This is a genomic window from Klebsiella sp. X1-16S-Nf21, assembly GCF_002837615.1.
Classification (GTDB): Bacteria; Pseudomonadota; Gammaproteobacteria; order Enterobacterales; family Enterobacteriaceae; genus Klebsiella; species Klebsiella variicola.
This window is the reverse complement of record NZ_PJDK01000002.1, coordinates 77507-98920: the sequence shown is the minus strand read 5'-3', so window position 1 is coordinate 98920 and position 21414 is coordinate 77507. Positions and strand designations below refer to the sequence as shown.

General features: G+C 57.4%; 22 protein-coding genes and 1 pseudogene. 5 read left to right on the top strand and 18 right to left on the bottom strand.

Going from position 1 to position 21414, the window contains the following annotated elements:
- The first annotated feature begins 34 nt into the window (after positions 1-34).
- Positions 35-397 (top strand): annotated as a pseudogene (locus tag CW267_RS31185) (hypothetical protein).
- Here the strand turns inward: CW267_RS31185 and gntU are convergent.
- From gntU to CW267_RS01840, 5 genes are all read right to left on the bottom strand, one after another.
- Positions 394-1734, bottom strand: a complete 1341-nt coding sequence (gene gntU / locus CW267_RS01860) for a gluconate transporter (protein WP_008806984.1) — start codon at positions 1732-1734, stop codon at positions 394-396. The pseudogene CW267_RS31185 and the gene gntU overlap by 4 nt on opposite strands.
- Positions 1734-2264, bottom strand: a complete 531-nt coding sequence (gene gntK / locus CW267_RS01855; RefSeq protein ID WP_012540395.1) for a gluconokinase — start codon at positions 2262-2264, stop codon at positions 1734-1736. The genes gntU and gntK overlap by 1 nt, the downstream gene beginning before the upstream one ends.
- A gap of 180 nt (positions 2265-2444) precedes the next feature.
- Positions 2445-3440 (bottom strand): gluconate operon transcriptional repressor GntR, encoded by a 996-nt coding sequence (gntR, locus tag CW267_RS01850; protein ID WP_002920777.1) that lies wholly within the window; start codon positions 3438-3440, stop codon positions 2445-2447.
- A 114-nt stretch (positions 3441-3554) separates the two neighbouring features.
- On the bottom strand, positions 3555-4250 hold the full coding sequence (locus CW267_RS01845; RefSeq protein WP_002920779.1) for a pirin family protein: 696 nt from the start codon (positions 4248-4250) through the stop codon (positions 3555-3557).
- 121 nt (positions 4251-4371) lie between these two features.
- The gene (locus tag CW267_RS01840; protein ID WP_023298300.1) at positions 4372-5409 is read right to left on the bottom strand and encodes an oxidoreductase; all 1038 of its coding nucleotides are present in this window, start codon (positions 5407-5409) and stop codon (positions 4372-4374) included.
- A 264-nt stretch (positions 5410-5673) separates the two neighbouring features.
- Between CW267_RS01840 and CW267_RS01835 the strand changes: the two genes are divergently transcribed.
- On the top strand, positions 5674-6327 hold the full coding sequence (locus tag CW267_RS01835; protein WP_100781141.1) for a bactofilin family protein: 654 nt from the start codon (positions 5674-5676) through the stop codon (positions 6325-6327).
- Positions 6328-6554: 227 nt separating this feature from the next.
- Positions 6555-7043: an N-acetyltransferase gene (gene yhhY / locus CW267_RS01830; RefSeq protein ID WP_004181470.1), complete on the top strand. Its 489-nt coding sequence runs from the start codon at positions 6555-6557 to the stop codon at positions 7041-7043.
- A gap of 428 nt (positions 7044-7471) precedes the next feature.
- Here the strand turns inward: yhhY and ggt are convergent, their stop codons facing one another.
- On the bottom strand, positions 7472-9217 hold the full coding sequence (gene ggt / locus CW267_RS01825; protein ID WP_064166803.1) for a gamma-glutamyltransferase: 1746 nt from the start codon (positions 9215-9217) through the stop codon (positions 7472-7474).
- A gap of 123 nt (positions 9218-9340) precedes the next feature.
- Between ggt and CW267_RS01820 the strand changes: the two genes are divergently transcribed.
- Positions 9341-9661 carry a DUF2756 family protein gene (locus CW267_RS01820; protein ID WP_008806979.1) on the top strand — a complete coding sequence of 107 codons (321 nt, stop codon included), beginning with the start codon at positions 9341-9343 and terminating at the stop codon, positions 9659-9661.
- A 23-nt stretch (positions 9662-9684) separates the two neighbouring features.
- Here the strand turns inward: CW267_RS01820 and ugpQ are convergent, their stop codons facing one another.
- The 12 genes from ugpQ to livK all read right to left on the bottom strand — a co-directional run bounded on the left by ugpQ (position 9685) and on the right by livK (position 20538).
- On the bottom strand, positions 9685-10425 hold the full coding sequence (gene ugpQ, locus CW267_RS01815) for a glycerophosphodiester phosphodiesterase (RefSeq protein WP_039102611.1): 741 nt from the start codon (positions 10423-10425) through the stop codon (positions 9685-9687).
- Positions 10422-11492 (bottom strand): sn-glycerol-3-phosphate import ATP-binding protein UgpC, encoded by a 1071-nt coding sequence (locus CW267_RS01810; RefSeq protein WP_044649551.1) that lies wholly within the window; start codon positions 11490-11492, stop codon positions 10422-10424. The genes ugpQ and CW267_RS01810 overlap by 4 nt, the downstream gene beginning before the upstream one ends.
- 1 nt (position 11493) lies before the next feature.
- Positions 11494-12339, bottom strand: a complete 846-nt coding sequence (ugpE, locus tag CW267_RS01805) for a sn-glycerol-3-phosphate ABC transporter permease UgpE (protein ID WP_008806976.1) — start codon at positions 12337-12339, stop codon at positions 11494-11496.
- Positions 12336-13223: a sn-glycerol-3-phosphate ABC transporter permease UgpA gene (gene ugpA / locus CW267_RS01800; protein ID WP_012967120.1), complete on the bottom strand. Its 888-nt coding sequence runs from the start codon at positions 13221-13223 to the stop codon at positions 12336-12338. The genes ugpE and ugpA overlap by 4 nt, the downstream gene beginning before the upstream one ends.
- A gap of 106 nt (positions 13224-13329) precedes the next feature.
- Positions 13330-14646 carry a sn-glycerol-3-phosphate ABC transporter substrate-binding protein UgpB gene (gene ugpB / locus CW267_RS01795; RefSeq protein WP_008806974.1) on the bottom strand — a complete coding sequence of 439 codons (1317 nt, stop codon included), beginning with the start codon at positions 14644-14646 and terminating at the stop codon, positions 13330-13332.
- Positions 14647-14937: 291 nt separating this feature from the next.
- The gene (locus CW267_RS01790) at positions 14938-15306 is read right to left on the bottom strand and encodes a type II toxin-antitoxin system death-on-curing family toxin (protein ID WP_002920800.1); all 369 of its coding nucleotides are present in this window, start codon (positions 15304-15306) and stop codon (positions 14938-14940) included.
- Positions 15303-15524 (bottom strand): type II toxin-antitoxin system Phd/YefM family antitoxin, encoded by a 222-nt coding sequence (locus CW267_RS01785; RefSeq protein ID WP_032731361.1) that lies wholly within the window; start codon positions 15522-15524, stop codon positions 15303-15305. Before CW267_RS01785 ends, CW267_RS01790 begins: the two co-directional genes overlap by 4 nt.
- A 163-nt stretch (positions 15525-15687) precedes the next feature.
- Positions 15688-16401, bottom strand: a complete 714-nt coding sequence (gene livF, locus CW267_RS01780; RefSeq protein ID WP_004145133.1) for a high-affinity branched-chain amino acid ABC transporter ATP-binding protein LivF — start codon at positions 16399-16401, stop codon at positions 15688-15690.
- A gap of 1 nt (position 16402) precedes the next feature.
- Positions 16403-17170 carry a high-affinity branched-chain amino acid ABC transporter ATP-binding protein LivG gene (gene livG, locus CW267_RS01775; protein ID WP_032736502.1) on the bottom strand — a complete coding sequence of 256 codons (768 nt, stop codon included), beginning with the start codon at positions 17168-17170 and terminating at the stop codon, positions 16403-16405.
- Positions 17167-18444 carry a branched chain amino acid ABC transporter permease LivM gene (gene livM / locus CW267_RS01770; RefSeq protein WP_008806971.1) on the bottom strand — a complete coding sequence of 426 codons (1278 nt, stop codon included), beginning with the start codon at positions 18442-18444 and terminating at the stop codon, positions 17167-17169. The genes livG and livM overlap by 4 nt, the downstream gene beginning before the upstream one ends.
- Positions 18441-19367, bottom strand: coding sequence for a high-affinity branched-chain amino acid ABC transporter permease LivH (livH, locus tag CW267_RS01765; protein WP_012540389.1), 927 nt, complete (start codon positions 19365-19367; stop codon positions 18441-18443). The genes livM and livH overlap by 4 nt, the downstream gene beginning before the upstream one ends.
- A gap of 61 nt (positions 19368-19428) precedes the next feature.
- On the bottom strand, positions 19429-20538 hold the full coding sequence (gene livK / locus CW267_RS01760) for a high-affinity branched-chain amino acid ABC transporter substrate-binding protein LivK (protein ID WP_002920808.1): 1110 nt from the start codon (positions 20536-20538) through the stop codon (positions 19429-19431).
- A 422-nt stretch (positions 20539-20960) separates the two neighbouring features.
- Between livK and panM the strand changes: the two genes are divergently transcribed.
- Positions 20961-21344, top strand: coding sequence for an aspartate 1-decarboxylase autocleavage activator PanM (panM, locus tag CW267_RS01750; protein ID WP_012540387.1), 384 nt, complete (start codon positions 20961-20963; stop codon positions 21342-21344).
- Positions 21345-21414 lie beyond the last annotated feature (70 nt).

Sequence of the window (21414 nt, the reverse complement as noted above, 5' to 3'; positions counted from 1 at the left end):
AAAATGCAGCTAAAGTCGCAAGTGAAATTAATCAATGATTGCTGAACAATCAGAAAAGCAACTTATCCTGCACATTGTCCACCGTCGCTGGTCGTCGTCAAAAACGCAACGATTATCGGGGAAATCCCCTGCGCAATGGAATATTTTCCGTTGCTATTTTATTGATCCTGATTATGGATTGAGCGCGAAATCAGGTGATTTACCGCTTGCCAAATAAACGCATCAAACCCAGGCACAGCAAGGGCTGACGAGGGATACGAGTATCGTCGTAGCGCTAATAAGGGCGAATAGCAGGCAAGGAAAAGGGGGAAAAAGGGCGGCTTATTACAAAGAAGCCAGGGTAAGCAGCGTTACCCTGGCTTTTTATACCCCGCGAGCGGGAGGTGAGCGGGCTTAGCTCAGCAGCTGGAAAGCGATCATACCGACAATCGCCCCGGTGGTACCCAGGATGGTTTCCATCATGGTCCAGGTTTTCAGCGTCTGGGCTTCCGTCGCACCAGTAAATTTACCGAACAGCCAGAAGCCGGCATCGTTCACGTGGCTCACCACAATCGAGCCGCCGGCGATACAGATAGACAATGCCGCCATCTGCGCGCCGCTGTAGTTCAGCTGCTCAATCACCGGCATCACCAGGCCGACCGCCGTCAGGCACGCCACGGTGGCAGAGCCCTGAATGATACGCACCGCCGCCGCCAACACGAAACAGGTAATCGCAATCGGCAGACCCAGGCCTGTCAGCGCTTCGCCGAGCGCCGGGCCGACGCCGGAGTCAACCAGCACCTGCTTGAAGACGCCGCCGGCGCCGATCACCAGCAGGATAATCCCCGCCGGCTGCAGCGCGTGGCCACAGATCTCCATCACGCGGTCTTTCGCCATCCCCTGGCGCATCGCCAGGCCGTAGATCGCGACCAGGCAGGCAACCAGGATCGCGGTGAACGGATGGCCGATAAACTCGAACCATTCGTAGGCAGTGGAACCCACCGGCACAAAGCGCGCGGCGATGGTTTTCAGACCCACCAGCACCAGCGGCAGCAGGATCAGCGACAGGCTAAAGCCGAAGGAGGGCATTTTGCCTTCGCCGAGATGCGGTTCGCTGATATCGTCAGGAATATGCAGCTCAACGTAGCGGCTAATGAAGTTACCCCACAACGGACCGGCGATAATCATCCCCGGGATCGCGGCGCACAGGCCAATCAGGATCATCCAGCCAAAGTCGGCGTGCATTTGCGACGCCAGCAGCATCGGCGCCGGCCCGGGAAGCAGGAACGCGGCGGCGGCGGCCACCCCGGCAAACAGCGGGATCACCAGCTTCACGAGGTTAGTGCCGGTATGGCGCGCCATCGAGAAAGCGACGCTGATCAGCAGGACAATGGCCACTTCGAAGAACAGCGGCAGCGCGCAGATAAGACCGGCAAGACCAATCGCATAGTGCGCGCGGTTGTGGCCGAAGGATTTGAGCATCTTGACGGCAATCTGATCGACCGCCCCCGTTTCATGCAGGATCTTACCGAACATCGCGCCGAGCGCGACGACGATCGCCAGGAAGCCCAGCGTACCGCCCATCCCTTTCTCCATCGTGGCCGCGATTTTATCCAGCGGCATGCCGGAGAAGAGACCTGCACCAATAGAAACCACCATCAAAGCCACGAAGGCGTGCATCCGCGCTTTCATGACTAAAAACAGCAGCAGCAATACCGAGCCGACTGCTGTTAAAACAAGCGTTAAAGTACTCACTAGTGACTGCCTTTGTTGATCACCTCGATGGTGCTGGCCACCACGCCTTCCAGCGGCTGGTCGATATCGACGATAAGCACATCGCTCTCGTCGGCGCCTGGTTCCTGCAGCGTTTCAAACTGCGTCACCAACATTTGGGTTTTGAAGAAGTGTCCTTTGCGTGCCTTCAGACGGTTTTCGATCACGTCGAAATCGCCTTTCAGATAGATGAAGGAGAGGTTCGGGTTGCCCTTACGCAGAATGTCGCGGTAGCTCTTCTTCAGCGCCGAGCAGACGATCAGCGACACCTTGTTGGTACGCTGCATAGCAAACGCGGCGTCATTCAGCGCCTGCAGCCACGGCGTGCGGTCATCATCGTTCAGCGGCTCACCGGAGGCCATCTTGGTGATGTTGCTGCGCGGATGCAGAAAGTCGCCGTCGAGAAACGCGGCATGCAGTTGATGCGCCACTTCGCTGGCGACAGCGGATTTCCCGCTGCCGGAAACGCCCATCAGAACATAGACGTGGTGATCATGATTAGTCGTGCTCAAAGCATCCTCCCACCGGACAGGTACGCCGCGCCATGGCTGACTCATCCAGCGCGAAGGCGGCGTATCGGTTAATTGTTACGGGTAACTGTTATCGGTAACATTGTCATGCCGGACCTGTGGAGAAGCAATATCCATTCGTGCCAGATGTGAATATGTGTGATCTACTTCAAACTTGTCAGTTTAAATTGATCCGCCCGGTGACAATGTGAAACCTAAATCTAACATCTTAGGGGTAATCGCTTCACCACGAATGCGCGCCAGCAGCCGTTCGGCGCCGATGCGTCCCATCCGCTCGCGCGGGGTCAGGACGCTGGCGAGACGCGGCTCCATCACCTGGCCGATATCATGGCCGTGGAACCCGGCGATCGCCATATCATCGGGGATCTTCAGCCCCAGACGCTGGCATTCAAACGCCGCGCCGACCGCAAGGTCATCGTTGGTACAGAAGATACCGTCAAGCTGCGGATATTCGCGGCGCGCCTGACGCATCAGCTCAATACCCGACGAGTAGGACGAAGACTGCTCCACCATCACGCTATAGGGCGTCATCCCGGCGTCGAGCATCGCCTGCTCGTACCCCTTCTGTTTGATGATAGTTCGTTCATCGAGACGCGCCCCCAGATAGGCGACGTGGCGGTGGCCGCGGGCGATAATCGCTGCGGTCATCTGCCGGGCGGCTTCAAAGTTATCAAACCCGACGGCGATATCGAGGCACGGCGACCGGCTGTCCATCAGCTCCACCACCGGAATGCCGGCGACTTCAATCATCTTCAGGGTGCGAGGCGTATGAGTGCGTTCGGTGAGGATCAGGCCGTCAATGTTCCAGGAGAGCATCGATTCGAGGCGTTTCTCTTCCATTTCCGGCTTATAGCCGTAGTGCGCCAGCATGGTTTGATAGCCGAAGGCGTCGGTGACGCTTTCGATACCGCGCAGCACTTCCGAGAAGACCTGGTTAGTTAACGACGGCAGCAGCACGCCGATGGCGCGGCTGGTCGCGTTGGAGAGAATGTCAGGGGCGCGATTGGGAATATAACCCAGTTCATCGAGGGCAACGGCAATCTTGCCACGCAGCGCTTCGGAGACCTGCTCCGGGTTGCGTAAATAGCGACTGACCGTCATTTTGGTCACGCCGACAAGATCGGCTACATCCTGAAGTACGGGTCTTTTCTTTTTCATCGTCCTGACTGTGATCAACGGGGAAACATTTTCTCAGTTTATCACGGACAAAGCGCAACCTTCGCCGATGTTGGAGAAGGTTGCGCAATTTATTTAACCTGGCTCAGATAACTATCAAACCGGCGGCAGATCGAACAGCAGGATCTCGCTATCGCTGTCGGCATGAACCGAAATCGCCTGCTCGTCCCAGATGGCCAAACCGTCGCTGGTGGTGGCTTTGGTACCGTTGATGGTCACTTCGCCTTTGACCACCTGGATCCACACGCGGCGTTCCGCGGCAATCTGGTGAACCGACTGCTCATCTTTCAGCAGCGCCCAGCGATAGAGTTCCATATCCTGGTACACCTTCAGCGAGCCATCTCGCGCATCTGGCGACAACACCAGCTGTTTGCCCTGGGCGGCGTCGAAGCGGCGCTGCTCGTAGCGCGGGGTAATGCCGGTTTCTTCCGGAATAATCCAGATCTGATACAGACGCAGACGATCGGTTTTGCTCGGGTTGTACTCAGAGTGGCGCACCCCGGTACCCGCACTCATGATCTGGAACTCGCCTGCCGGCACCTGCTCTTTGTTGCCCATACTGTCCTGGTGCTCCACCGCCCCTTCCAGCACATAAGTCAGGATTTCCATGTCTTTGTGTGGATGGGTACCGAAGCCCTGACCGGCGTCGATGACGTCGTCGTTAATCACCCGCAGGGCAGAGAAGCCCATAAAATTCGGGTCATAATAGTTGGCGAAAGAGAAAGTATGCCAGGAATCCAGCCAACCATGGTTAGCGTGGCCACGTTCGTTCGCTTTGCGTAAGTAGATCATGTTGCACCCCCGTATGTTTTCGATGGAGTCAGTGTGGACCCATTTCGCCGTCGATCATAGAGGGTGAAAATTGACTCCTCTTTTCAAAAAATATGAACAAGCGTCGAGGAGCCCGTTTTGCTTATTTTGCCAGGGTGATGGTGGCCGGAGAAGGCTGTTCAAAGCCGCGCTCCAGGATCTCCATATTGGTGAGAACGTCAGATTCCTTGACGTAATTCGGCTGGCCGTTGACGAGAGTTTCATACAGCGCGTCGTACACCCGACCGTAGTCGCCGGTCTCCAGCGGCACCGCTTCACGCACCGTCTCCCCCGCCTCGTTGACGTACACCAGCTCGCCGACGCTGTCGTCCGCGCCAAAACCCGGCTCGCCCGGCATGATATTGGCCTTCAGGCTGGTCTCCTGCTGGTCAATGCCGTATTTCACAAACGAACCTTTATGGCCGTGAACGATGAATTTCGGGTAGTCGATCTGCACCAGGTGGCTGGTTTTGACGATGGCCTTCAGATCGCCGTAGAACAGTTGGGCCTCAAAGGTGTCATCCGGGTTGGCTTTATTGCGCAGCGAGCGCAGATCGTAAGAGACATGGTCCGGACGGCCGAACAGCGAAATGATCTGATCCAGGGTATGCACGCCGAGACCATAGAACTCGCCGTTTTGCGGGCCGCCGGGGTTGGTCTCCGCCACCGGGCGGTAGTTATCGAAATGGCTTTCGATCTCCACCAGTTCGCCGAGTTTCCCGCTCTCAATCACCTTTTTGGTGGTCAGGAAGCAGGAGTCGAAGCGACGATTCTGGTAGGGCGTCACCGTGAGGCCCTTGCTGTTTGCCAGGGAAAACAGGGTTTTTGCTTCCTCAAGCGTCGGGGTGAACGGCTTTTCCACCAGCACGTTTTTCCCCGCCTCCAGCGCCTTTTTCGCATATTCGAAATGACTGTCGGCGTGGGTGCAGACCACCACCAGTTTGACCTGTGGGTCGTTTAACACGTCATCAAGATCGCTGGTGAAATGGATATGGGAATACTGCGGCGCCTGCTCCTCGGGCTTCGCCCGGCGGCGGTAGATATGCGCCACATGCCAACGGTCTTTGCGGTGCAAAACGTAAGGAAGATGGTAGCGGGTGGTGCTTTTACCAAAGCCAATAAATGCGCAGTGCAGAGTCATAACGCTGTCCTTAGTTGATGAGCTACCTTCAACCATAGCGCAAGCCGGGCCATCACTTCATCCTCTCTGTCCGCTTTCCTGGAAGATTCGCCAGCAAAATAGTTCAAGCATCACTTATACGAAAATATTAATAACCAATTGATTAACCAGGAATTAATTCGCCATTTTCCAGCTAAAAAACTTGATCCTAACGGCGAAACTACGGATAAGTGGAGGGCAAACCAGGACGTTACTGATGACTAACGGAGTAGCCAGCCGCTGCTAATGGACAAACAGTATTTCGCCATAAACGGCACCCTTTTTTTCTGGCTTCTTGGACTGATCGCCTGGTCTGTCGATGCCATCGCGCTGGCGCGCCTGGCGGCCGCCTGCGCGCATGTCGCTTTCCTCCTCCATAGCCAACGGAACAAGATTAACGCGATGTTTATTAAGAAAAATAAAACGGAACCTCAAGCGTCAGAAGCAGCCACACTTCCGGCAATAAACCCAGAACCCGAAGCGGTCGCCAGCAAAAAACACGAGACCACGATCATCGCCAGCGGGGTACATTTCGTCGGCAATATCGTCGCCAGCGGCCATGTCTATATTCACGGCCAGTTGACCGGCAACATTGAGGCCAAAGAGCATCTGATTAAGGTAATGCGTGAAGGCCAGGTGGAGGGCAACATCAGCTGCCGGGAGCTGATTATTGACGGCAAGGTGCAGGGCCAGTGTCATGGCGATAGCATCACCATCGAGGAGCACGGCCATCTGGATGGTACCCTCGCCTATCGCGCGCTGGCGATCAAGAAAGGCGGGGTTTTTAGCGGTCGCGCTGAAATGCTGGCCGCAGCGGAGAACAAAAGTCATATTCTCGGTCTGGTAGCAGACACGCCATCCAAAGCCGACGCGGAGCCCGCCAGGCCGCAGAGCGCCTGAAATAGCGGCAAAAAAAAAGCCAGCACCCGGCTGGCTAAAGTAATACTGGAAGCAATGTGAGCAATGTCGTGCTTTCAGGCTTTCCGCAAGGGTCTCCCTGAATGCAGGACAATAATAATCATTCTCATTCGCACTTGTCTACTTTTTTTTGCAAATAATGCGTGTTGACTCGAACGCCGTAGTCAGTGATGTTTAAAGGGACTTTTCACCTGAATGAGGAACAAGGAATGAGTGACATCGTGATACGCCATGCTGAACCGAAAGATATTGACGCGATTCGTCAAATTCACGCCCAGCCGGAGGTGTATCACAACACGCTACAGGTCCCTCATCCATCCGAACATATGTGGCGGGAGCGGCTAACCGATACGCCCGGCGTGAAGCAGCTGGTGGCCTGTATCGATGAGCAAGTCGTCGGCCATTTAAGCATTGCCGTCGTCCAACGTCCCCGCCGTAGCCACGTCGCCGATTTTGGTGTCAGCGTGGATTCGCGCTGGCACAACCGCGGCGTCGCCAGCGCGCTGATGCGTACCATGATTGATATGTGCGACAACTGGCTGCGGGTTGAACGTATTGAGCTGACGGTGTTCGCCGATAATGCCCCGGCGATTGCGGTGTATAAGAAGTACGGCTTTGAGATCGAAGGCACCGGCAGGCGTTACGCGCTGCGCAACGGTGAGTATGTGGATGCGTATTATATGGCGAGAATGAAGTAGCGTGTTGCCGGGTGGCGGCTTCGCCTTACCCTCCCCCTGGGAACTGAAGTTAACACCTCAGTCTGGCACATTGATGCCGTAAGGTGGGAGGTGTCCATTACATCGGCCTACGGTCTGTGCGCCTGCCTTTAATTTATTCACCGTGCTGGCTGAAACTGCCGGTGTTGGTGGCCTCAAAATCGCTGAGACGTTCCCGGCAGGCCGGGATAAGTCGAAGGTACCACGAAGTGGCGATTTTGGCGGCCAGAGCCCTCTGTGCGCTCCCTGCGTCATGAGAGTCATAACGCAGAAGAAATATCGGGAGCGCAATGTGCTCTGAATTAACACAAAGCACATATTTTTCCCGGACCAAAAAGTTGAAAACCGATAACAGTATCTACGTTCGCACAGTTGTAGGCCCGGTAAGCGCAGCGCCACCGGGCAACACATCAATACCCCGCCGTTAAATCATCCGGCGAACGCGGATCGGAGGCGCCATACAGCATGCCGTCCGGCCCTACCATGATGCTTTGGGTACTGCCCATCGCCTCTTTCAGCGCCACTTTCTGCCCCTTCGTCTCGAGCAGCTTCAGGGTATCCGGGCTAAAGCCTTTCTCCACCCGCAGCTCATCCGGCAGCCATTGATGGTGGAAACGCGGCGCATTGGTGGCTTCCGCGACGTTCATCCCGAAATCGATGGTATTGACCACCATCTGCAGTACGGTGGTGATGATCCGACTGCCGCCCGGGCTGCCTGTCACCAGCCAGGTTTTGCCGTCTTTCACCACAATGGTCGGCGACATCGACGACAGCGGGCGTTTTTTCGGCTCCACCGCATTGGCGTCGCCGCCCACCAGACCATAAACGTTAGGCACGCCGGGCTTCGCCGAGAAGTCATCCATCTGGTTATTCAGCAGAATGCCGGAGTCCCCCGCCACAATGCCGGTACCGAAGGTGGTATTCAGCGTATAGGTCACCGCCACCGCATTACCCTCTTTATCGACCACCGAGAAGTGGGTGGTCTGGTTACTTTCATACGGCGCCAGCTTGCCCGGGCGGATCTGACTGGAAGGTTTGGCCTTGTTGACATCAATCTCGGCGGCAATTGCTTTGGCGTAAGCTTTGCTGGTCAGCGCCTGCCACGGCACTTTGACGAAGTCAGGGTCGCCGAGATATTCAGAACGGTCGGCATAGGCGTGTTTCTCCGCCTCCGCCATCACCTGCATAGCATCGGCACTGCCAAAGCCATATTTCTGCATATCGAAGTTTTCGAGGATATTGAGGATCTGCACGATGTGGATCCCGCCGGAAGACGGCGGCGGCATGGAATAAACCTCATACCCGCGATATTCGCCGCTAACCGGCGTACGCTCCACGGCCTTATAGCTGGCAAGATCGGCTTTGGTGATTAGCCCGCCGTGCTTTTTCATCTCGTCAGCGATCTGGTCGGCGATGGCCCCTTTATAGAAGGCCTCCGGGCCGTGCTCGGCAATCAGCTCCAGGCTCTTACCGAGATTCTTTTGCACCAGCCGGTCGCCCTTTTTCAGCGGCTCGCCGTTCTTCCAGAAGATCGCTTTACTGTTTTCATGCTGCGGGATCACTTCGCTGCCATAGGTCTTCAGATCGTCCGCCAGCGCATCGTTAACGATAAAGCCCTCTTCCGCCAGCTTAATCGCCGGGCGGATCACTTTGTTCAGCGGCATGGTGCCGTATTTTTCCAGGGCGAGAGAGAAACCGGCGACGCTGCCTGGCGTGCCGGAGGCCAGATGCGAAGTCAGTGATTTTTTACTGTCCGGGTTGCCCTGGTCGTCAAGGAACATGTCGCGGGTGGCCTGTTCCGGCGCCATTTCGCGGAAATCGATCGCCGTGGTCTTGCCGTCTTTAGTCCGCAGCAGCATAAAACCGCCGCCGCCGATATTCCCGGCCTGCGGATGCGTGACCGCCAGCGCGTAGCCAACCGCCACCGCCGCATCGACAGCGTTGCCGCCCTGGCGCAGAATATCCACGCCGACGCGGGTCGCCAGCGCGTCCACCGACGCCACCATCCCCTGCCGGGCGCGTACCGGGTGGAACACATCTTCTTCTACGCCATAAGAGACCGGCGGCGGCGGTGGCGGATTGGCGGCGACGGTGAAACTACCGCCCGCCAGCAACGCAGCGATGACCACCTGGCGCCATATTGTTGTTTTTATCATTGTCTTACTCCTGAAAGGTAGGTTTCATTCCCCGCTTAAGCCTGGTTGATAACTCCTAAAAAATCATTGTTATGGCGGATTCGAGGTACACTTAAGTGATCCCACGCACGGGAGGAGAAAACCATGAAAGCGATTCTGTTTCTGGCGGCGCTGATGCCGCTTGGCGTATTAGCCCAGCCGATCAATATTAATAACAACCCTAACCAGCCGGGTTACGTGGTGCCCAGCCAGCAGCGCATGCAAAATGAGATGAAGGTGCAGCAACAGCAGCAGCAGAGCATGCTGAAGCAGGATCTGAACAATCAGACCCGCTCGCAGCAGCAGCATTTGCAAAACCAGTTGCAGACGAATCAGCAGCGCGCGGCCCAGGGCGGTAATCTCAATCCGCCGCAGCAGGTGCTACCGAACAACAACGGTGGAATGCTGCGGCAGACCAACCCGTAAAGGTCAGCCGCCGCAAATCCGTCTTAAGGGTGGAAATTCGGCCCGATGACGTCAATGGCATCGGTGCAGATGCAATCTACCCCCCAGCGCAGCAGCTCGGCGGCGCGCTGGGGTTTATTGACCGTGTACACCAGAATATGCAGGCCGGCCTGTTTCAGGCTCGCCACCCGCGCCGCATCCAACAGCTTGTGATTGAGGTGAATCGACACGCAGCCCAGCCGGGTGGTCAATTCGCGCCAGTCATCGCGCCACTTATCCAGCAGCAGCCCGCGCGGCAGCTCGGGCGCGGCTTCCTGCGCCGCCTCCAGAGCATCGATTTCAAAAGAGGAGAGCAGCGGCGCGGCCATGCCTTGCCACAGATCGCGCGCAGCCAGGGCCACCACGTTGCCGGTCTGCGGCCCCAGCCCGGTGGTCGGCTTAATTTCGATATTCGCCATCATACCGTGACGGCGGCAGCGCTCCGCCACCTGAGAGAGCAACGGCAGCGGCTCGCCCTTAAATTCACGGCTGAACCAGCTGCCGGCATCGACCTTCAGCAGATCGTCCCACGCCAGCTCGCCCGCCACGCCCCAGCCGTTGCTGGTGCGTTCGAGATTATCGTCATGCAGCAGAAAGATCTGCCCGTCCTTCGACAGCTTGGCGTCAAATTCAATCATGGTGTGCCCGTAGCGGGCGCCGACGTCGATAGCCGCCAGGGTGTTCTCCGGCGCCAGTTTACCGCCGCCGCGATGGGCGACGATGTGGGGATAAGGCCAGTTACTCATGCGCGTTGTCCTGTTTCACCATCAAAGAGGTGCAGATGTTCCAAAGGCAGATGCAGCCATAGCGTGCTGCCGCCCGCCGGGCGCTGCTGATGCGGCAGTCTGACCACCAGCTTCTGCTCGCCCCAGCGCCCGTGGGCGAGGTTATCGGCACCTAAAATTTCCAGGGTATCCATCAGCAGCGGGATGCCGCCTTGCGCCTGCGAGCTTAAAATAAAGTGCTCCGGGCGGATACCGAGCGTCATTTTACGCCCGGCGTAGCGCCGATGCTCGTGATTCATCGGCAACGCCATGCCACCGGCCAGCTCGAAGCGGCCGCCGTCATCGCTCACCCGCCCTTCCAGCAGGTTCATGGCCGGGCTGCCGATAAAGCTTGCCACAAAGCGGCTGGCGGGCTTCTCATACACTTCCACCGGGGTGCCGATCTGCTCGGCAATGCCTTTATTCATCACCATCACCCGCTGGGCGAGGGTCATCGCTTCGACCTGATCGTGGGTGACATACAACGAAGTCGTTTTCAGGCGGCGATGCAGCTGCTGCAGTTCCAGACGCATCTGCACGCGCAGCTTGGCGTCGAGATTTGACAACGGTTCGTCGAACAGGAATACCGCCGGGTCACGCACGATAGCGCGGCCCATCGCCACGCGCTGGCGCTGACCGCCGGAGAGCTCCCGCGGGCGACGCTTGAGCAGACCATCCAGCTCCAGAATACGCGCCGCCTCCTGCACCCGCTCGGCAATCAATCCCTTACCCATGCCGCGGATCTTCAGCCCCCACGCCATGTTCTCTTCCACGCTCATATGCGGATAAAGCGCATAGTTCTGGAACACCATGGCGATGCCGCGATCTTTCGGTTCCATCTCAGTCACCCGTTTGCGATCGATCCAGATATCGCCGCTGGTCACTCGTTCAAGCCCGGCGACCATCCGCAGCAGCGTTGATTTCCCGCAGCCCGACGGGCCGACCATGACGATAAATTCCCCGTCCGCCACGTCCAGCGTCAGCGGTTGAATCACCTGGGTTTTGCCATCCCAGCTTTTGCTTACTGCCTGTAGTTTTAAACCAGCCATTTTATTTCTCACTATCGACCAGGCCGCGCACAAACGCGCGCTGCATGGCTAAAACGATGACGACCGGCGGGATCAGGGTCAGCAGCATCGCCGCCATCACCTGATTCCACTGGGTAGTACCTTCACCGGTGGCGATCATGCCTTTAATACCGGCGACGGCGGTGCCAAGATTCACATCCTGAATAATCAGCAACGGCCATAGATACTGGTTCCAGCCGTAGATAAAGGTGATGACGAACAGCGCGGCGAGGTTGGTTTTCGACAGCGGCAGCACGATGTCGCGGAAAAAACGCATCGGCGAAGCGCCATCAATACGCGCCGCTTCAATCAGCTCGTCCGGCAGGGTCATAAAGAACTGGCGGAACAGGAAGGTGGCGGTGGCCGAAGCCATCAACGGCAGCGTTAACCCGGCGTAGCTGTCGAGCATGTTGAGGTTAGCGATGACCTCCACCGTCGGGAAAATCCGCACCTCAACGGGCAGCATCAGGGTGATAAAGATCATCCAGAAGAACAGGTTACGCAGCGGAAAGCGGAACCAGACGATGGCGAACGCCGAAAGCATCGACACCACGATTTTGCCGACCGTAATGGCGAATGCCATGATGAAACTGTTGAGCATCATCAGCCAGAACGGCGCGCTGTTGACGCCGACGCCGTTCACCCAGATGGTCTTCATGTTCTCCAGCAGATGGCCGCCGGGGATCAGGGTCATCGGCGTTTCAAACACCGATTGGTTATCCAGCGTCGCCGCCACGAAGGCGACGTACAGCGGGAATAAAATGACGGCAATACCCAGAATGAGCATGGTGTGGCTGAAAATCGTCAGCCCGCGACGGTTCTCAATCATTGGTAACGCACCTTACTTTCAACGTAACGGAACTGCACCACCGTCAGGATAATGACGAGGAACATCAGCACCACCGACTGCGCGGCGGAAGCGGAAAGATCGAGTCCGGCAAAACCTTCGCGATAGATTTTGTAGATCAAGGTGGTGGTGGCCTGCACCGGGCCGCCGGCGGTGGCGGCATCGATCACCGGGAAGGTGTCGAAGAAGGCGTAAACCAGGTTGACCACCAGCAGGAAGAAGCTCACCGGCGCAATCAATGGCAGCGCCAGCTTAAAGAAGCGACGAATGGGCCCGGCGCCGTCAATGGCGGCGGCCTCAACCAGCGAACGCGGGATCGACTGCAGCGCGGCGAAGAAGAACAGGAAGTTGTAGCTTATCTGCTTCCATACCGAGGCGAAGACCACCAGGAACATCGCCTGGCCGCTGTTTTGCGCGTGGTTCCAGTCGTAGCCCAGCTCGCCGAGGAAATGGGTGATCAGCCCGCGCCCGGGGTTAAAAAGGAAGATCCACAGCACCGCCGCGACGGCGGGAGCCACGGCGTACGGCAGCAGCATCAGCGTTTGATAAAAGCGGCTGCCGCGCACCACATAGTCGACCAGCGCGGCAAAAAACAGCGAAACGAGCAGGCCGCTAACAGTCACCAGGGTGCTGAATTTTATAGTGGTCCAGAACGAGTCCAGATAGTACGGGTCGTGGAACAGCGCAACGAAGTTATCCAGGCCGACAAACTGGCTGGAGAGACCAAACGGATCGACGCTCTGCAGCGAGTACCACAGCGCTTCGCCCGCGGGCCAGATAAAGAAAATCAGCGTGATAATCAGCTGCGGCGCGACCAGCACATAGGGCAGCCAGCGTGAGCGGAATACCGGACGGGATGATGACATTGAGATTGGGTTCCTGAACAATGCCGGGAGGCGGCTACGCCTTACCCGGCCTACATAGGGCACATCGTAGGCCCGGTAAGCGCAGCGCCACCGGGCAAGTTACAGATTACGATTTGGTCGCTTGCTCGAAGCGACGCAGCAGCTGATTCCCACGCTGAACAGCGGAATCCAGCGCCTGTTGCGGGGTTTTCTTGCCGGTCCACACGCTCTCCAGCTCTTCATCGACGATGGTGCGGATTTGCGGCATGTTGCCCAGACGCAGGCCTTTGGTGAACGGCAACGGCGGCTTGTTCAGCATCTGGCGGGTGGCGATATCGGCGCCCGGGTTCTTATCATAGAAGCCCTGCTGGCGCGTCAGATCGTAGGCCGCAGTGGTGATCGGCAGATAGCCGGTTTTCTGGTGCCATTCGGCGGCGATTTCCGGTTTGGTCAGGAAGTCGAGGAACTTCGCCACGCCGGTGTAAGTCTCTTTGTCTTTACCCTGCATCACCCACAGGCTGGCCCCGCCGATGATGGCGTTCTGCGGCGCGCCTTTCACGTCGGCATCGTATGGCATCATGCCGACGCCGTAGTTGAATTTGGCATACTGACGAATATCGGCCAGCGAGCCGGATGACGCGGTAGTGATCGCGCAGTCGCCGTTATAGAACTTCTCGGTGGACTCGTCTTTACGCCCGAAGTAGCTGAAATCGCCCTTCTTGTTCATCTCTTCGAGCAGGGCGATATGCTTCACCTGCTCCGGCTTATTGAACTCCAGTACCGCATCGGTACCGTCGAAGCCGTTATTTTTCGTGGCCACCGGCAGACCATGCCAGGCGCTGAAGTTTTCAATCTGGATCCAGCCCTGCCAGCCGCTGGCGTACCCGCACTTCATCCCGGCGGCTTTCAGCTTCGCGGTATAGGCCGCCAGATCCTGCCAGGTCTTCGGCGGCTGCTCCGGATCTAAGCCGGCTTTTTTGAAGGCGTCTTTGTTGTAGTACAGCACCGGCGTAGAGCTGTTAAATGGCTGGGAGAGCAGATGGCCGGTTTTCGAATCGGTGTAATACCCGGATACCGTCGGCACGAACTGCGATTCATCAAACTTGATGCCCGCCTCGCTAAACACCTGGTACACCGGCTTAATGGCTTTTGACGCCATCATGGTGGCGGTGCCGACTTCATACACCTGCAGGATCGCCGGGGCGTTGCCGGTACGGAAAGCGGCGATACCAGCACTCAGGCTCTGTTCATAGTTGCCTTTGTATACCGGAACGATTTTGTAATCAGGATTGGCCGCGTTAAAGCGTTGCGCCAGAGAATCCACTTCTTTACCCAGCTCGCCTTCCATTGAGTGCCAGAATGGGATGGTGGTAACCGCCAGGGCCTGACCGGCAAAAGCCAGGCTCAGCGCCAGTCCTAAAGCTGTATGTCGTAACGATATCATCGGTTATCTCTCTTGTTGTGCCGGATGCGCGATTTCACGCGTTTTATGCTCGCGGGGTAACATGACATGTTCGAATTACAGAAAAATAACTTTTTTATTACAAAAAAAAGATAGTAACGGGTCAGAGAGATGACAAGCCGATGAAAGGACGGGGGAAGTAAAGTGGGAGCTGAGACACGGATAATATTTGCGCGATCGGCTCCCGGGGTCGGCGCAAGCGCCTCGCCCGGGCTACAACGGCTTGGGTAGCCCGGCCAAGCGAAGCGCCGCCGGGTTGCAACGATTTAACCGTCATCCGCGCAAACGCGCGACAATCTGTTCCAGGGTAAGTTGCCCCGCTGCCGCCTCGACGGTCATGCCGACGAAGTCCGGGTTCGCCGGCAATATAATTCCATTTCGCTTTAAAAAAAGCAGGGTAATAAACAGTGCCGTACGCTTATTTCCATCATTGAAAATATGGCCGCGAGAAATCGCCAGCAGGTGCATCGCAGCGAGTCGCCACACGTCTGTCACACCTTCATATTCAATTTTGTTTAGCACCCTATACATTATCGCTTCGGCACGCCCCGGGTCGGGCATACCGGCAACGCCAGGCGTGACGCGGAGCAGCCTGTCGTGAAACTGTATTATCTCTTCCGCTGAGATAATCTGCAGCGTCATTTATCCGCAAGCTCCCTGATCTCATCACCATGAACCGCCATAATAGCCGCGAACTCATCATCCATTCTGGCCGCCTGGTAGCGTTCAAATTCTTCTGCACTAATGATGACCGCAGATTTATGCCCACGACGGGTAATGGTCACAGGTATACCTGTCACTGCGCTTTCCAGCACATCGGCCAGATTTTGTCGGGCTTCGCTATAGTTAACCGTTCTCATAAATACCTCCAAAGCTGTACTCTTTTATTGTACAACATACATGTACAAAAAAAGAGCTATCAGGCTCTTTTAAAGGTATTTGTGCGATCGGCTCCCGGGGTCGGCGCAAGCGCCTCGCCCGGGCTACAAACCGGCGAAGCGAACGACGCCGGGTTGCGATGAATTAACCGCCGAGATAGGCGCTGCGCACCGCCTCGTTGGCCAGCAGCGCGTCGCCGGTATCCTCCAGCACCACGTGGCCGTTCTCCAGCACGTAGCCGCGGTCGGCCAGCTTTAGCGCCTGGTTGGCGTTCTGCTCAACCAGGAAGATCGTCATCCCCTGCTCGCGCAGCTGCTCGATGGTGTCGAAAATCTGCTGAATGATAATCGGCGCCAGCCCTAATGAGGGCTCATCAAGCAGCAGCAGGCGCGGCTGGCTCATCAGAGCGCGACCGATCGCCAGCATCTGCTGCTCGCCGCCGGACATAGTGCCGGCGCGCTGAATACGGCGTTCATGCAGACGCGGGAACAGCTCATACACCCATTTGATGCGGGTCTGGAACTGATCGCGGTCGGCAAAGAAACCGCCCATCGCCAGGTTCTCTTCCACCGTCATACGCGAAAAGACGCGCCGCCCTTCCGGGACGATCGCCACCGCTTCACGCATGATTTTCGCCGTCTGCCAGTCGGTAATATCCTTACCGTCAAAGACAATGCGCCCGCTGGAAGCGCGCGGATCGCCACACAGCGTGCCGAGCAGGGTGGTTTTCCCCGCGCCGTTGGCGCCGATCAGCGTGACGATTTCACCCTGTTTGATATGCAGGCTGACGTTGTGCAGCGCCTGAATCTTGCCGTAGTGGGCGCTGACGTTGTCAAAAGTTAACATCGCGTTTTCCATCTTATGCCTCACCAAGGTATGCGCGGATCACGTCCGGGTTATTACGAATCTCTTCCGGCGTCCCGTTGGCCAGCGGTGTCCCCTGGTTCACGACGTAGATACGATCGGAAATGCCCATCACCAGCTTCATATCGTGTTCGATAAGCAGGATGGTGGTGTTGTGATGGTTACGCAGCTCGGCGATAAGCTCGTCCAGCTCTTTGGTCTCTTTCGGGTTCAGCCCCGCCGCCGGTTCATCGAGCATAAGAATTTCCGGCTGGGTCACCATGCAGCGGGCAATCTCCAGCCGGCGTTGGTCGCCGTAAGCCAGGTTGCTGGCCTGACGGTTGGCGTGCTCCAGCAGGCCGATACGCTCCAGCCAGGCGGCGGCCCGGTCCAGCGCTTCGCTCTGCGCCCGACGGAAGGCCGGCGTTTTCAGCAGGCCGGAGAAGAGCCCGGTTTTCAGCTGCTGATGTTGCGCCACCAGCAGGTTTTCAATCACCGTCATTTCGCGGAACAGACGCACGTGCTGGAAGGTTCGCACCACCCCCATCCGCGCAATCTGCTGGCCCGGCAGCCCTTCCAGGTGCTGGTCGCGCAGCATAATGGTGCCGCCAGTGGGCTTGTAGAAACCGGTCAGGCAGTTAAAGACGGTGGTCTTCCCGGCGCCGTTAGGGCCGATCAGCGAGACAATCTCGCGCTCTCTGAGCTCCAGCGACACATTGTTGACGGCCAGCAGGCCGCCGAAACGCATCATCAGGCCGCTGACGGATAATAATGGCTGACTCATGCCTGCTCTCCTTTCGCCTGACCGTTTTTCAGCTTCAACTGCACGCGCGTCATTGGCAGAAGCCCCTGCGGACGCCAGATCATCATCAGCACCATCAGGCCGCCGAGCATTAACATGCTGTATTCGTTGAAGTCACGCATCAGCTCGCGCGAGACCACCAGCAGAATAGCCGCGAGGATCACCGCGAACTGCGAGCCCATCCCGCCCAGCACCACGATCGCCAGTACGAAGGCCGACTCAGCGAAGGTGAAGGACTCCGGGCTGACAAAGCCCTGGCGCGCAGCGAACAGCGTCCCGGCGAAGCCAGCAAACGCGGCGCTGATGGTAAAGGCGGTCAGCTTGATGCGCGTCGGGCTCAGGCCCAGCGAACGACAGGCGATCTCATCTTCACGCAGCGCTTCCCACGCCCGCCCCAGCGGCATTCGCAGCAGGCGGTTGATGACGAACAGGCTGAGCACGACCAGCAGCAGCGCCACCAGGTAGAGGAAAATCACCCGATCAGAGGGATCGTATTTGACGCCGAAGAAATTGCTGAAGGTATCCCAGCCGCCTTCGCGGGCGGTACGGCTAAATTCAAGGCCGAAGAAAGTCGGTTTCGGGATCTGGCTGATGCCGTTCGGCCCGCCGGTGATCTCGGTATTGTTGAGCAGCAGAATACGCACAATTTCACCGAAGCCTAAGGTCACAATCGCCAGATAGTCGCCGCGCAGACGCAGCACCGGGAAGCCCAGCAGGAAGCCGGCCGCCGCGGAGACCAGGCCAGCCAGCGGCAGACAGGTCCAGAAGCCGAGACCGTAATAGTGGTTCAGCAGCGCGAAGGTATACGCGCCGATGGCGTAGAACCCGCCGTAGCCCAGCACCAGCAGGCCGGAAAGGCCGACCACCACGTTCAGCCCGAGGCCGAGGATGATATAGATCATCGTCAGGGTGGCGATATCCACCGTGCCGCGCGACACCATAAACGGCCAGGCCACGGCGATCACCAGCAGAGCAATCAGGAACAGCTTCTGCTTCACCGTTGAGCCGTCAATCGCCGGCATAATAAACTTCGGCCCGGAGACGTTCTTAACCGCTTTCTGGAACAGCGGCCGCAGCAGCTGGAAGAAAAAGACCACCGCGGTGCCGATAAAGATCCACTGCCAGCGAATATCGGCGGCGGTATCGACTACCAGCTTGGTGCCGTCCAGCTCCAGCTGCACGCCCATAAAGACGCCCGCCAGAATGAAGAACATCACGGCAGACAGCAGCGCCATTGCAATTTGCATCGGTTTCATACTTTTTCCACCTCCGGGCGGCCCAGAATGCCGGTCGGCATCACTAACAGCACCAGAATCAGCAGCGCGAAGGAAACAACGTCCTTATATTCGGTGCTGAGATAGGCAGAAGAGAGCGCCTCGGCAATACCCAGGATCAGGCCGCCGATCATTGCGCCAGGGATACTGCCGATACCGCCAAGCACGGCGGCGGTGAAGGCCTTCATCCCGGCCATAAAGCCGATGTAGGGGTTAATCACGCCGTAGAACTGGCCGAGCAGCACGCCCGCCACCGCCGCCATCGCTGCGCCAATGACAAAAGTCAGGGCAATGACGCGGTCGGTGTTAATCCCGAGCAGGCTCGCCATTTTCAGGTCTTCGGCACAGGCGCGGCAGGCGCGCCCCATCCGCGAGTAGCGAATGAACAGCGTCAGGGCCAGCATGGCGATAAAGGTCACCACCCAGATCACCAGTTGCATGGTGGTGATCGTCGCGGAGAAGCTGTCGCTGTGGCCGACGATCCACTGGCCGTTAAACAGGCTTGGCAGCGCCACGTCGCGCGACCCCTGGGTCAGGCTGACGTAGTTCTGCAGGAAGATAGACATCCCGATAGCGGAGATCAGCGCAATCAGACGCTTAGAGTTACGCACCGGCCGATAGGCAACGCGCTCGATACTCCAGCCGTAGGCGCTGGCAATCACAATGGCGCCCACGAATCCGGCGGCGACCAGCAGCCAGCTGGTGTCGATGCCCATCATCATCAGCGCGGCGATGATCATGAAGGAGACATAGCTGCCAATCATGTAGACCTCGCCGTGGGCGAAGTTGATCATGCCAATAATGCCATACACCATCGTGTAGCCGATGGCGATCAGCGCGTAGGTACTGCCCAGCGTGACGCCGTTAAACATCTGCTGCAGAAAATAGAGAAACTGCTCGGACATAAGGTAACCTTTTTCAAACCGCCCGCGGTTCGCGGGCGGAGGGATAACTCGTCTTCAGCGCTTATTTCGCCGCGCTCGAAGAGCCGTCGGCGTGCCACTGGAAGACACCAAACTCAAATCCCTTCAGATCGCCTTTTTCATCCCAGGTCAGCGGCCCAATCACGGTTTTCGCCCCGTGCGCTTTCAAATCTTTGATTAAATCCAGCGGCTGCTGGCTGCCGGTTCTGTCCATCGCCTGCGCCAGCGACTGAACGGCGGCATAGGTGATCCAGACGTACGGCCCGCTCGGATCTTTCTTCTCCGCTTTCAGCGCGTTGACGATGGCGCTATTGGCAGGGTCCTGATCGTAGCGTTTTGGCATTGTCACCAGCATGCCTTCCGCCGCGGCGCCCGCGATATTGGACAGCGAGGCGTTGCCGACCCCTTCCGGCCCCATAAACACGGTTTTCAGCCCGACGGAGCGCGCCTGGCGCAGCATCTGGCCCATTTCCGGGTAGTAGCCGCCGTAGTAGACGAAGTCGATGTTCTCTTTCTTCAGGCGCGCCAGCAGGGCGGAGAAATCTTTTTCCCCCGCGGTGATGCCGTCGAAGAAGACGATATTGGCCCCGGCTTTCTTCAGGTTGTCCTGCACCGAACGCGCCAGCCCTTCGCCGTACTGCTGCTTGTCATGAATGATGGCGATACGCTGCGGTTTCACTTTCTCGACGATATATTTCGCCGCGGTCGGCCCCTGCGAGGAGTCGAGGCCGGCGGTACGCATGATGTACTGATAACCGCGCTGGGTCAGCTCCGGATTGGTCGCCCCGGGGGAGATCATCAGGATGCCTTCATCCTCATAGATGTCGGAAGCCGGCTGGGTGGAAGACGAGCACAGGTGGCCGATAACGTACTGAATGCCGTCGTTGACGATTTTGTTGGCCACCGCGACCGCTTGCTTCGGATCGCAGGCGTCGTCATATTCCACGGCCACCAGCTTGTCACCCTTAATACCGCCGCTGGCGTTAATGTCTTTAATCGCCTGACGCGCGCCATTGAACTCCATGTCGCCCCACTGGGCCACCGGACCCGACATCGCGCCGACCACGGCGACCTTAATATCCTTGGCCATCGCCGCGTGCGACATCGCTAATGCGACAATGCCCGCGACGATGGTTTTCGCGTTCCTTTTCATGCTGCAGAACCCCGTTCGTGATGTGGTGTAAATGTTTTGTATTTTTATGGTTAAAAAGCATTCTGTGCTTTTATTAAACAACGCCATTTTTACCATTGAGTTTAATGGTTTAGCGCAGCTTTTCACTAAAAAACAGATTAAAATCTCTATTTTTCAGTCGATTAAGCAAAGATAATATTCTGTATTTTGGTGAAGATAAACAAAAAAAGTCCATCCTGCAGCATAAAATAACGATACATAAGGCGGAATAAAACGCTGCACATTAGGTTAAAACTCTGCTTATTTTTCGATCCATGACGGATTGCGCTACCCTGACTACATCCGGAAAACGAATCCCCTGATGTATGCGCAAAAAACAGCGCTCCGCCAGACAGCAATTTTGGGTACACTGGCGCCTCTGTTTTGCACTGGATTTGCCACCCATGAAACTGACCATTATCCGTTTACAGCACTTCAGCGATCAGGATCGCATCGACCTAGGGAAAATCTGGCCGTCGCAGGATCTGTCGACCCTAACCCTGGACGAGAATCATCGTCTCTACGCCGCCCGCTTTAACGAACGCCTGCTGGGCGCCGTGCGCGTCACCCTGCGCGGCGTCGAAGCCGAGCTCAGCGATCTGTGCGTGCGTGAAGTGACCCGCCGCCGCGGCGTCGGGCAATACTTAGTGGAAGAGACGTTGCGTGATAACCCGGCCATCAATAGCTGGCGCGTCGCCGACCAAGGGGTGGAGGACCGCGGCGTGATGGCCGCATTTATGCAGGCGCTCGGCTTTAGCGCCCAGCAGACCGGTTGGGAAAAGCATTAAGCCGTAGCCCCAATATGCGGAGCATGACCAAGGAAGAACCCGGCGGCGCTTCGCTTAGCCGGGCTACCTG